Here is a 12959-nt window from a genome sequence, read left to right on the forward strand (position 1 = left end):
CTATCCGGGCGGCAAATCAAAAATCTATGGCAAGGTAAAAAACCTTATTGAAGCCAACACACTGGGCGACAGAACCTACGTAGAGCCTTTTGCGGGGGGATTCGGTATAGGGATTGGTTTGTTGTGTGACGACATCGTACAGTCGGCCGTTATTAACGATTTTGACTCGCACATTTACCACTTTTGGTACTCTGTACTTCATCACACAGAAGACCTGCTCAAAAGGATTACGGATACTCCTATAACCTTAGAGGAGCGGGAAAAGCAGAAAGCGGTTTATAGGGATAGCTCTGCCGATGAGGTGAGCGACGGTTTTGCAACGCTGTTTCTGAACCGCGTGAACTTTTCCGGCGTTATCAAGGGCGGACCCATAGGTGGGCTATCTCAGAACGGTGCATATAAGATTGATTGCCGCTTCAATAAGAGTGAGATAGTTAAGAAAATCGAACGGATTGCTCTGCTTAAAAACCGTATTGAACTATACAACTGCGACGCAAGTGAGCTTATCACCGTTCGCTTGCAGGACACGATTTGCACATCGTTTTTCAACATAGACCCGCCGTATGTTAAGAAAGGACGGCAACTCTATGCCAATTACTTTAAGGAAGAAGACCATAGAAGCCTTGAAAGAATCATAACCGAACACTTAGGTGAAACCCGATGGATTGTGACATACGATGATTGCGACTTGATTCGAGACATCTATAAACAGTACCATATGACAGAGTACGGTATTCAGCATAACGCAGGCGGCAGTGTTAGGGGAAAAGAAATTGTTATTACGAACATACCTGAAGGTTCATTTGCTTGGTAAGGAGGGGGTGCTGTTATGCTTGGAGCAATTATCGGCGACATTGTAGGGTCGCATTTCGAATTCAACAACCACAGGAGCAAGGACTTTGAACTGTTAGCCGAAGGTTGCTTTGCCACCGACGACAGCATAATGACCCTTGCCGTTGCCAAGGCAATTATGGAAGCGACGAAATCCAAAGAGCCGACCGCTCGCGGTTATGACCACAACTACCACGCCCTGCTTTCCGACCTAACCGTCAAGTATATGCAGAAAATCGGGCGCAAGTATCCGAACTGCAGATTCGGCGGTATGTTCTATCGGTGAGTGTTCAGCGAAGACCCCGAACCCTATAACAGTTTCGGCAACGGTGCGGCAATGCGGGTAAGTCCTGCCGGATTTGCCGTTCACTCCGAATGGGAAGCGGAAGAACTCGCGGAAACGATGACCGCCGTTAAGTTAAGTGGTTATGCTCTGGTAACTGCCAGTTAGAGGAAACCACACGGGCGAAGTTATACGTTGCTATTACTCAGGCATTTTTTAGTGTAGGTATTGTTGTCGAAGGCAATTTTAATAAAACCGTCCCGGGAAAACACTATGGGCGAGTTAAAGGAGAGAGGCGCTATCCTTTGCGGGAGAACGCCCCTCTCTTCCTTTTTCCGTATCGGTTTGGGGTATGGTTCAATAAGTTTCCCTATTAAACACGTCCTTTTGCAGGGCGTGTTTTGTTATGTGCTGCTTCTTTTTATTGCGGGCTGGTCAATAGTGGTTACACTGATGTTCAACCATAAATATTCCTTAAAGCCTTGATTTTACTGGATTTGTTCTCAAAAAATGCCATTTGTAGTGTAGATTTTTAGATGTGATTAAAGTCTTTATTTTCAATGCTTTGGGGTCTGGAAAAAAATGTTGGTTGAAAATCAGTTGAAAATCAGCTTACACATCTCATAGGAATAATATTAAAGGGAGTAGATGTAAGCTACTCCCTTTTGCAGTCCTTATTAACTTACTTTGCTTTCAATTCTCAACTTGTCCGCCACCATGGCGATAAATTCGCTGTTGGTGGGTTTGCCCCGCTCCAGGTTGATGGTGTAACCAAAGAATTTGGTCATCATTTCAACATTACCGCGATCCCAGGCCAGTTCAATGGCATGTCGGATGGCCCTTTCCACCCGGCTGGGAGTGGTTTGATATTTTTGGGCAATCATGGGATAAAGTTCTTTGGTGACGGCACCCAGCAGATTCACCTCATTGATCACGCAAAGAATTGCTTCTCTCAAGTAATGATACCCTTTGATGTGAGCAGGAACTCCCATTTCGTGTATGATGTTGGTAACTGCAACATCTAAATTACGAGGTTTGGAGGTGGAAATATATTGGGAGACGGCCACCCCGTCCGCCAGTTGGCGCATGCGGGTTGCCAGGACAGAAAAGTCAAAGGGTTTTAAAATATAATAGTCTGCCCCCAGTTCTACGGCACGGGCCGTAATACTTTCCTGACCAAAGGCCGTCAGCATAATGACCTTGGGTTTATGGCCCACCGCACCGGTTGATATTTTTTCCAGCACCCCGATTCCATCCAGGTGAGGCATAATAATATCAAGCACCATAACATCCGGAACCTGCTGGTTGATGATTTCCAAGGCTTCCAAACCATTGTTGGCTATACCTACTAGCATAAAATCATCCTGCTGATTGATAAATTCTTTTAGTAATTCGCAGAATTCTCTGTTATCATCGGCGATTAACACCTTGATAGCCTTTCTAATCATATGTAAGACCCCGCCTCCTATTTTTTCTCTATTTTTTCCATAAAATGGAAACTGTTTTTGATGTTTTAAAGCATTCGACAGGCGGGGTTTAAACTCCTTCTTAAAAAAGGAAAAATTACCAAAAGCTTATATTTATTCAATTCGACAGATATTTTACTAAAAATCCAGTTCTAGATTAATTTAGCAGGCTATATTTGTCATAGCGCCAAATTCTGCGTAATTTCTTTCACTCACATGTTTGGGGAGAACTCCGGAATCATAGAGCATCCACTCTGCAAGCACACCATACCCTCTGGACGGATCATTAATAAATACATGCGTAACCGCACCCACCAACTTTCCATCTTGGATAATCGGGCTTCCTGACATACCCTGAATGATTCCCCCTGTTTTTTGTAATAATCTCTGGTCGACAATCTTTATAATCATTCCCTTTCCCTCAGTGCTGTGGGGATTTACCTGCTCGATTTGTATTTTAAACTTTTCAATCTTATCTCCTTTCAAAACTGTATAAATCTCGCAGGGCCTTCTTTAACTTCACCGGCCATTGCCACAGGAACGGTTCCATTTCCATAAATATTTTTCGGTGCTTTGTTTAATTTCCCAAAAATCCCGCAATTTGTGTTTTTCGTGATAGTACCGGAAATATCATTTTCCCCTCGAAATACACCCATTTTTTCGCCGGGCTGGCCCTTTCTCCCTATTCTTATTCCTTCAATGCGGGCGGCGACAATTTTTCCCCTGTCCAAATTAATGGGTTGGCAGGTGTCTATATCACTGATAATGTGTCCCAAAGCCCCGTAGGATTTTGTCTGGGGGTCAAAAAAAGTCATGGTGCCCACACCGGCAGTACTGTCCCGGACAAATAAACCGATCCGGTAACGTTTCGTTTCGTTGCAGTAAATTGGTTTTATCCTGGTTTTGTAAATTTCTTTAGAATGCCTGTCTCTTAGTTCCATATCCAGTGATTTTCCGTCTTGCCCCAATTTGTTTATTATGTCCCTGACCTGGCTCTCTGTCTCTACTTTTTGCCCGTTGACTTTGATCAGCACATCCCCCAGTTCCACTCCAGCTTCCGCTGCCGGGTTGTGTCTGATGCCTTTTTCATCTACAATGGCGGATCTGCCCACCACCATCACTCCTTCGGATTCCACCATCACTCCGATGGCCTGCCCGCCTGGAATGACTCTTATTTCAGGCACTACACTGACCGTCATATGTCTAACCGGAATTAAGCCAAATAATTTTACTTGTACTTCCAATTGGCCCGGGTTTGCCGCCACCGGTGTGGTGCTTCCCAGATAAAATGTTGTAGGTTTTACTCCATTAATGGTAAACTCAAAATTATCCGCCAAGAATTTGGGTAAGTTAAGATCAAAATCCAATTTCTCTCCCACAGAAACTCTCTGATGTAAAGGTAATTCTTTTAACGTTTGGAACGGTAGCTGTAAACAAAGGCCCAAGAATATGACCGCCAAAAAAGCAGTGGCGTTTTCTTTTTCCGGTAGTCCAAGTACAGCCCCCCTTTTATTTAATAAAGATTTTTTAAAATCACCTCCTAAATGTAATTAGAAACATAAAAACCAAGCAATACGGCAAAATTTAAATTAAGTCTCAGTAATCTTAAGATAACCTTATAAAAATGCTTTTACTCATGTTATTTCTGCCTGAAAATGCCGGATTCAGTTGTTCTGCTTGTTGAGAACCAATTTGTAAGTTTTGTTTACTTTGCCGTTTTCATTTTTTTAGAAAATTTTGCTTTCCGCAATCCGGTGTTCTTCGCTGATTCTAAAAAAGCCGCCAAAACAAAAACGACTGTTACCGGTATACAGTCGTTTTAAAAAATTTTTTATTTTTGATTTTTATAAACAGCAGACATTCTGATCATTTGCAGAGCATGATCTTTTACCGCGCCGGTGATTTCCCGACCGGCCAGCATCCTGGCCAGTTCCTCTACCCTGCCTGCCTGGTCTAAAGGTTCCACCGATGTTTGAGCGTGTCCGTCCACTACTTTTTTACTGATTAAATAGTGAGTGTCAGCAAAACATGCCACCTGGGCCCCGTGGGTTACACAAATGACCTGCCGATGCCGTCCCACCTGGGCCAACTTTTCTCCGATGGCCTGCAGGGCCTTGCCACCTACGCCGGTATCAATTTCGTCAAAAATCAAGGTGGGAACCTCATCAACACCGGACAAAAGCACTTTGAGCGCCAGCATGATCCTCGAAAGTTCCCCGCCCGAGGCGATCTTCTGCAGCGGTCGCAACGGTTCTCCCGGGTTGGGCGCAATCAGGAATTCGATATCCTCCATTCCCAGGTCGGAAATCTCTTCCCTGGGGGTCAGGCTTACCCTGAAATCAATACCGCCCATTTCCAGGTACCTCAACTCCCTGGCAGCATTTTCTTCTAACTGTTTGGCCGCCTTCTGGCGAAGTATGGTGAGAATCTTTGCCTGCCGGTGCCATTCTTTCTCCAGGGTTTTGATGGTTTCCTTTAATTCCTCTGCTTTTTCTGTACGATTGCTCAAGGTGTTCAGTTCCGCCAGGGCAGCCTCTTTGTACGCCAGTATCTCCCTAACGGTGGAGCCGTATTTGTATTTCAGTTGCTTAATTAAAGAAAGACGGTGTTCAATTTGATCAAGCCGCTCAGGATTGTACTCCACGTTGTCCCGGTAGGAAGAAACTTCTCTGGCCGCATCCTCGATCTGGTAAAGGGCGTTTTCCAACATCTCCAGCAACCCTGTAAGATTGCTGTCTATCTCCGCCAGTTCCCTGAGGGATGTCAGGGCCTTTCCCAGTCCCTCAATTGCCGGCGTTGCACCGGCCTCGCCCCCGTAAAGTTGATCATAGATTTCCCCGGCCAGACGGGAAATCTTCTCAGAATTCATCAGCAGACGCCGCTCGTTCAGGAGTTCGTCTTCCTCATCCTCCGCCAATTGAGCTTTGGTGATTTCCTGCATCTGAAAAGAAAGCATATCAATGCGCCGGGCCAGTTCCCGGGCATTGGACTCCAGATCTTTTAACTGGGAGCAGGTGTCTCTCCAGCGGATATAGATTTCTTTCACTTTTCCGGCCTGCTCCAACAATTCAGATCCACCCAGCCTGTCCACCAACCAGCGGTGTTTGTCCTGATCAAGCAGCGTTTGCTGCTCATGCTGGCCCAGCATATCCAGTAAGCCGCTGCCCATGTCCCGGTAAAGGCCAAGGTTTGCCGGGCGCCCGTTAATGCGGCAGACATTTTTGCCGCTGCGGCTTAGCTCCCTGGCCAGAACCAACAGACCGTCTTCTTCGCAGTCCACGCCCAGTTCTTCCATTCGTTTTTTTATCCAGGACAGCCGTGAAACATCAAAGGTGGCCTGAACGGTGGCCTTTTCCCTGCCGGAGCGGATAAAGTCCGCTGAAGCCCGGCTTCCCAGGGCCACCTGCAAGGCGTCGATCAGCATGGATTTACCAGCACCGGTTTCCCCGGTGACAATGGTCAGGCCTTTGTCAAAGTTCACCTCTACATCGTCGATCAGGGCAAAATTTTTTACATATAACGAGTGGAGCACAGGCTTACCCCCTTGCCAATTCCAGGAATCGCTGCACAACCTGTGGCGTGGCCTCTTTGGGTTTAATAATAATCAGAATGGTATCATCCCCGGCCACGGTGCCGATAATCTCCGGCCAGTGGGCGTGTCAATGGCGGATGCCATACCCTGGGCTTCCCCGGGCGGTGTTTTAATAATGATCAAGTTTTCACTGGAATTGATGTCGCTCAAGGACAAGCGGACCAGACGTCTTAGCCTGTCCTCATTGCCACGGCGCATCATGGGTTCGTCCGGAGAGGCGTAGTAAGAGGTGTTGTGTTCGCCAGGTATTTTGATCAGGCTTAGTTCCTTAATGTCCCTGGACACGGTGGCCTGGGTTACCTCAAACCCCTCGGCCCGCAGTGCCGCCGCCAATTCTTCCTGGGTCTCAATGGTTCTGTCGCGGACTAATTCCAATATTTTTGCCTGGCGTTGTGTCTTCACGCTTCATCCCTCGCCTTCTCTATCAAAAGTACTCCCGGTGCTGAGGGTGGCCGGTTGAGAAAATTTATTTTTAAAACCTTGTATATAAGAGAGTCCAATTGAGAAGCCACTGCCTCCACGGCCTCCTTTTCTTCCTGTCCCCCGGGGTGACCCGGGTAGACAACAATTACCAGACGGCCGCCGCTGCTGAGCAGTTCCAGGGTATGCTTAATGGCAATCAGCGTGGTGCCGGGTTGGGTGATGATTTCATGATTGCCTCCGGGCAGGTATCCTAAATTAAAGATGGCCCCCTGTATAGAATGATCGATATATTTTTTATATTCTGGTGGCCGTCTTGAATTAATTTGACCCGCTCATCCAGCACGCCTTCCGATGCCAATCTCCGCCGTGTGTTTTCCAGAGCCTGCTCCTGCACATCAAAGGCATACACCCTCCCCTCAGGGCCTACCAGTTGGGCCAGCAGCAGGGTGTCATGCCCGTTTCCCATGGTCCCATCCACGGCACTGTGGCCCCTCTGTAATATTTCAGAGAGGAAATGGTGTCCCAGTTTCGCTGCCATAAACCAGTTAATCAAGACCACTCTGCCACTCCTTTAATTTCTCCCTTAGTACTTCGTAAAATGCGGTCTTCTGTATTTTAAGAAACCGGGCCTTCATCGGTGCTTTGTTCACCAGCACCCTGTCACCGGCCTTTAAGGGAAAACCGTATTGCCCGTCCAAATTTAACCGGACGTCATCCACACAAGGCAGCACCCGGATCTCAACCTCGCTGTCCGGGGAGATAACGAGAGGGCGGTTGGACAGAGAATGGGGGCTGATGGGGGTAATTAACATGACGTGGACATCCGGTGAGACAATGGGTCCACCTGCCGAGAGGGAATAGGCGGTGGAGCCGGTAGGGCTGGCAACAATCACCCCGTCAGCTGAAAATCCCCCCACAAACTCCCCATTCACTTTAATGTTCAGATGAACCATGCGGAAAGAGGCTCCCTTTGACACCACGGCATCATTTAAACACACAGAGTTGTCAATGATCTCGCCGTCCCGTATCACGGCAGCTTCTAGCATCATTCTCTCTTCTACAATATAATGGCCAGCAATTAAGGCTTGCATCTTTTCTCTGAGATCCGGAATATCGATTTCTGTCAAGAAGCCGAGGCGCCCCAGATTAACGCCGAAGATAGGAGTGCCGGTGGCGGCGGTTTGCCTGGCACAGTTCAGCAGGGTACCGTCCCCACCCCAAACCATGATACAGTCGCATTTTTCGGCTAACGTCCTGGTAGGCATTCCTTCTCCCTGGCGTCCTAACAACGCTGCGCTCTCCTCGTTAAATAAAACCTTTATGTTTTGTTCGGTCAGCCAGGAAACCACTCTTCTGACGTGGTCCGATATCTCACCTTTACTGCTGTTGACCACCAGTCCAATGGTGTTCAACTGAATGTTCCTCCTTTAATCAGAATTAAAGTCACTAGTACCCCGGCACAAAACGAGATGATATAGGGGACCGGGTTTAGACCCTTGGGGGAGGGGAACTTGATCTCAAACTCCATGTGATAGATTTTGTGATGATCCATGTCAAGCACCAGCACCCCGTCAGGGCGGTACACCAGAAAATATTCCAACAGCTGTCTTCGGTTTTCCGGCGCCGCCGGTTTCTGGGCCACTTCCCCGGTTTTTACGTCCACTACATAAACTTTTTTCCTTTTCTGTACGATCAAATCAGCCTGGATATGGCTTTTATGCGGTTTCCCGTTTATTTTGGTCACAATGGGAACCCGCTCCTGCACCGCCAGGACGGTGTAGCCCTCCGACTCAAGAAACTTTCTGGCCGCAGCTTCCGCCTTTCCCGCCTTCAAAACCCGGCGCCTGGCGGCGTAGGATTGTCCTATTCTAATGATATTATAAAGTAAAATTGCGCCAATGATAATGCCTACGATGAGAAGGTCACTGGGGAGCAAGAAATCACCTCCCTTAGGCTAAAGGGTATTCCTTTGGGGTCAAGTTGTTAGACTTTAAGGCATTCCTTCAGGGTCCTGTTTTTTAACCTGCTAGACCAACAAAGAAATACCCTTAAGTCTAAATACAGGACCCCAAAGAAAAGCTAACAAGGCTAGACCCCAAAAATTATCCAAGAGTCGAGTGCGCTTTTGCCACAACTTCGTTAAAATCCGGCGCTGCCCCTTGGCCGGGATGCCCTTTTAAAAAGTACAGCAGGTATTCGATATTTCCTTCAGGGCCGCGTACCGGGGAGAAATCCAGGCCACTCACCTGCCAGCCAAGACTGTGGACGACGGTTAAAATTTTATTAATAACATCTACGTGGACTTCCGGCTCCCGAACTACACCCTTTTTGCCTACCCGTTCCCTGCCGGCTTCAAACTGGGGTTTAATCAGGGCCACCCCTTCGGCTACTGGCTGTGTGAGGAGATCCACCCGGGGCAGGACCAGAGACAAGGAAATAAAGGAAACATCAATGGTGGCAAAGGAGGGGGCTTCTGTCAGCGTCCCGGGCTCCAAATGCCGAATGTTTGTCCGCTCCAGGGAAACCACCCGGGGATCGGAGCGGAGTTTCCAGGCCAACTGTCCGTAGCCCACATCAACGGCATAAACCAGCCTGGCCCCCTTTTGCAGCGCGCAATCCGTAAAGCCCCCGGTGGAGGCCCCGATGTCAATGACAACCCGGTCCTTTAAATCGATATGAAACGCTTGGATAGCTTTTTCCAGCTTCAGCCCTCCCCGGCTCACATAGGGGAGCGGGTTTCCCTGCACCTGCACATCGGATTCCGCTTTTACCGGGTGGCCTGGTTTATCCACCCTGGTCCCATCAACAAAAACAAGCCCGGCCATCACCGCGGCACGGGCCTTCTCCCGGCTGGGGAAAAAACCATTGTTTACAAGATAAATATCCAATCGTTCTTTGGTAACAGCCAATTGAATTGCCTCCAAAAGGTTGTGGTATAAACCCTGGCTTTTACATTATCTTTTAGCACTTAGATGTCTGTGTCTTAGCCTAACGGGTCTTTTCTTTAGGGTCTTGTATTTAGACTAATGGGCTTTTCTCTGGGCTCCTGTATTCAGACTTATAGATATTTCTTTATGGTCCTGTTATAAAAGCTCTAACTAGCAACAGGACCATAAAGAACTTCCCCATAATCTAACAACTAGACCCCAAAGGAATACACTTAAGCCTAGTTTCTTTTCCCGCGGACGGCCTTTAGTTTACGGCATTTCTTAAATTCAAATTCCTTTGACAGTACGGTTTCAATGATGCCTTCGGCGGTCAGCCCGTAATTGGCCCTGAGGATATTTTGCTTGCCATGCTCCACAAATTCATCCGGAATGCCGATGCGCTTCACTTTCACATCGGTCAGCCCGGCTGCCTCGAACAGCTCCAGCACCGCACTGCCAAAGCCGCCCATAAGAACATGCTCTTCGATGGTGACAACATTTTTTGTCCTGCGGGCATAATCCAAGATCAGTTCTTCATCCAGCGGTTTCACATAGCGGGCGTTGATGACCGCAGCTTCAATCCCCTGGGCGCTGAGACTTTGCGTGGCTTTTAGCGTTTCCCGCACCATGTTGCCGGTGGCAATGAGCAGAACGTCGCTGCCTTCTCGCAGGATTTCGCCTTTTCCGATAGGCAGGCGCTGCAATTCTTCATCCATCGGCACCCCTTCACCGTTCCCCCGAGGATATCTTACCGCCACCGGTCCGCTGTGGTAGACAGCGGTTTTCAGCATATGCTGCAGTTCATTTTCATCCTTAGGCGCCATAATAACCATGTTCGGTATGTTGCGTAAATACGCGATGTCAAACACCCCGTGGTGCGTGGGACCGTCATCGCCTACCAAACCGCCCCTGTCCAGGGCAAAGGTTACCGGCAGGTTTTGCAGGCACACATCATGCAGCACCTGATCATAGGCGCGCTGCAAAAAGGTTGAATAAATGGCAGCCACAGGCCGGTAGCCTGTCATGGCCATGCCTGCCGCCATGGTAACGGCATGCTGTTCCGCGATCCCCACATCAAAATAGCGTTTGGGAAATTCTCTGGCAAAGCTGTTTAACCCCGTACCGTCGAGCATGGCAGCGGTAATGCCGATAATCTTATCATCTTCTTGAGCCAGTTTCACCAGCGTTTTGCCGAATACTTCGGTATAGCTGGGTGCCCCGCCGCCGGATTTTTTCACGGTCCCTGTGGCCACATCAAAGGGACCCACGCCATGGAACCGGTCGGGGTTTTCTTCAGCGGGTTGATATCCTCTGCCCTTCTGCGTTAGCACATGGACTAAAACCGGCCCGCTGACAGTCTTGGCTTGCTGGAGCATGGTCATCATCGCCTTGATGTCATGGCCGTCCACCGGTCCCAGATAGGTGAAGCCCAGTTCCTCAAACAGCATCCCGGGCACCACCAAATACTTAAAACTGTCCTTCAGCCGGTCCACGACTTTCAGGAGCTTGCTCCCGTGGGGGAGTTTTTGCAAAAGCTCGGCAATCTCATCTTTACCCTTTGAATACATAGGGTCGGTTCTTAGCCTGCTTAAGTAGCCGGACAAAGCCCCCACGTTGGGAGCAATGGACATTTCGTTATCATTTAAAACAACAATCAGATTGGTTTTTAAATGACCTGCATGGTTCATGGCCTCAAAGGCCATGCCACCGGTCAAGGAGCCATCGCCGATAACAGCCACCACGGAATGCGGGTCTCCCTTTAAATCCCTGGCCAATGCCATACCCAGGGCGGCAGAAATGGATGTGCTGCTGTGCCCGGTGGCGAAGGCATCATGGATGCTTTCCTCGGGTTTGGGAAACCCGCTGATGCCGCCGTATTGTCGCAGGGTGGCAAACTGGACCTGGCGGCCGGTCAGCAGCTTGTGCACATAACTCTGGTGACCCACGTCCCAGATAATCCGGTCCACCGCAGAGTTAAAAACCCGATGCAGGGCCAGGGTAAGTTCTACCACTCCCAGGTTGGGAGCCAGGTGACCGCCGGTCTCCGCCACGGTCTGAATAATGGTGTCTCGGATTTCATCGGCTAAACTTTTTAGTTGTTTAAGACTTAAGTTCTGTATGTCCTGAGGACTGTAAATGGTTTTTAATAATGAGGTCAAACCTTGTCCACCTTCTTTTTAAGACCTGGAACGATTCTTTTTTCCCAGGTTTTTACCAGTAAGTTTCTCCCAATAAGCCAAAACCTTACCTACCAAGAATATTACATCATTTGCCCTGGAGAGCGCTAGTGTTTTTCCTAATGCTTTGCCGGAAATCGTCAGGGAGGCAATCAGCGCCGTCATGATGATATTGGCCCAAAAGGCATCCGTGCCCGGGTTGTTACTAACTATTTTAACCACAATTGAGATCCCTAAAGCACCGCTCACTGTACCGACGATATCGCCAATGACATCGTTGCATATATTGGCAACCTTACCGGCATTGCGTAACAAAAAAACACCTTCCTTCGCCCCGCGTACACGTTTGGCCGCTTTGGCATGAAAAGGTGCCTCCTGGGCAGCGGTAACCGCTGTTCCGATAATATCGGCAAAGATACCAATAAGTATAATAGTAAGCAAACCTGACAAGGATATAAGTACGCTTTGTACGATCCTGGTCATGGTTTCAGACAGGAGAGAGAAAATAACCGCCAAAAGGAAAGATCCAATGGAAACCAAAAGCAGGTAGCGACTCGAAACATTGGATTTATGATTACCCAAAAAGTTCACCTCATGTGAGTATGTAAAATTTAATAAGTGGTAGCAGATCAGGTAAATGTTGTGGCTTAGGTCCAGCAGGTTTTCCCATAGCGGTACCGGCTGTCGCCAAACCGGCGGTTTCCCATTAAACCCTATCTGAGGCGTCGCCGCTCTCAGGACTAGATTACCACTTAGTCCACACTTTAATCCCTGATCTACCCCGGCGTGGTGCCGGACAGCCTAGGAGTTTTCCTCGACAGCATCAATCTTTCTTAGACTCTTTTGCAGCAAAGGTTTCATCCCACAACAGCAGATTACGGGCCCGTATTCTGCCGCTGTACCAGAGGAATCCACCAGTGCCACTTCAAGTCAGGCTACACTGCACGCAGCTTCCTACCACATGCAGGTTAACAACCAAGCCATAGTTCGCCGTTTCCGACTCCCCACGCACTTGGGTCTCCACGGGGACGGGGTCGATGCCCACATGCCGTTGCAGGTCGCCCCATCCCCTTAACTCCCAGTACCAGCCCCCAACTGGGCGTCAAAAGCCAGCACCAGGAACTTCATCGATGTGCCCTTGACGGATTTTTAGGCCCGCCTTCGGAAAGGTGATGCTGACTAGGATACTGCATCACTTATTTTTAAGTATGTCTATTGCACGCTTTAAATTATAACATGCTTAAAACCTCTGCCTCAAAT

At 48.5% G+C, this 12959-nt stretch carries 10 protein-coding genes and 3 pseudogenes; 3 read left to right on the forward strand and 10 right to left on the reverse strand.

Features of this window, described 5'->3' with window-relative positions; translation table 11 throughout:
- The 3 genes from P378_RS00310 to P378_RS19185 all read left to right on the forward strand — a co-directional run.
- Window positions 1–814, forward strand: an 814-nt coding sequence (locus P378_RS00310) for a DNA adenine methylase (RefSeq protein ID WP_143338375.1), incomplete at its 5' end; no start/stop codon positions are given.
- Between the two features lie 15 nt (window positions 815–829).
- Window positions 830–1117: a hypothetical protein gene (locus P378_RS00315; RefSeq protein ID WP_099081871.1), complete on the forward strand. Its 288-nt coding sequence runs from the start codon at window positions 830–832 to the stop codon at window positions 1115–1117.
- Entirely contained in the window at window positions 1118–1282 is a 165-nt protein-coding gene (locus tag P378_RS19185) for a hypothetical protein (protein WP_180260905.1), read from the forward strand.
- Window positions 1283–1791: 509 nt separating this feature from the next.
- On the opposite strand, the gene spo0A is transcribed toward P378_RS19185, so the two are convergent.
- From spo0A to P378_RS00365, 10 genes and pseudogenes are all read right to left on the reverse strand, one after another.
- A complete protein-coding gene (gene spo0A / locus P378_RS00320; protein WP_099081872.1) occupies window positions 1792–2562 on the reverse strand; it encodes a sporulation transcription factor Spo0A in 771 nt (256 codons plus the stop codon).
- 180 nt (window positions 2563–2742) lie between these two features.
- Window positions 2743–4040, reverse strand: a pseudogene (spoIVB, locus tag P378_RS00325) (SpoIVB peptidase).
- Window positions 4041–4411: 371 nt separating this feature from the next.
- A complete protein-coding gene (gene recN, locus P378_RS00330; RefSeq protein WP_099081873.1) occupies window positions 4412–6112 on the reverse strand; it encodes a DNA repair protein RecN in 1701 nt (566 codons plus the stop codon).
- Window positions 6113–6116: 4 nt separating this feature from the next.
- Window positions 6117–6574, reverse strand: a pseudogene (gene argR, locus P378_RS00335) (arginine repressor).
- Window positions 6571–7133: pseudogene (gene mnmM / locus P378_RS23840) on the reverse strand (tRNA 5-(aminomethyl)-2-thiouridylate-methyltransferase MnmM). Before mnmM ends, argR begins: the two co-directional pseudogenes overlap by 4 nt.
- Before the next feature lie 7 nt (window positions 7134–7140).
- Window positions 7141–8007 carry an NAD(+)/NADH kinase gene (locus P378_RS00345; protein ID WP_099081874.1) on the reverse strand — a complete coding sequence of 289 codons (867 nt, stop codon included), beginning with the start codon at window positions 8005–8007 and terminating at the stop codon, window positions 7141–7143.
- Complete coding sequence (locus tag P378_RS00350; protein ID WP_099081875.1) at window positions 8004–8531, reverse strand: hypothetical protein; 528 nt, start codon at window positions 8529–8531, stop codon at window positions 8004–8006. The genes P378_RS00345 and P378_RS00350 overlap by 4 nt, the downstream gene beginning before the upstream one ends.
- A gap of 166 nt (window positions 8532–8697) precedes the next feature.
- On the reverse strand, window positions 8698–9504 hold the full coding sequence (locus P378_RS00355) for a TlyA family RNA methyltransferase (protein ID WP_099081876.1): 807 nt from the start codon (window positions 9502–9504) through the stop codon (window positions 8698–8700).
- A 257-nt stretch (window positions 9505–9761) separates the two neighbouring features.
- Window positions 9762–11681, reverse strand: a complete 1920-nt coding sequence (gene dxs / locus P378_RS00360; protein WP_099081877.1) for a 1-deoxy-D-xylulose-5-phosphate synthase — start codon at window positions 11679–11681, stop codon at window positions 9762–9764.
- Window positions 11682–11699: 18 nt separating this feature from the next.
- Window positions 11700–12281 (reverse strand): hypothetical protein, encoded by a 582-nt coding sequence (locus P378_RS00365; protein WP_099081878.1) that lies wholly within the window; start codon window positions 12279–12281, stop codon window positions 11700–11702.
- Window positions 12282–12959: the final 678 nt, after the last annotated feature.

This window comes from Desulforamulus profundi, assembly GCF_002607855.1.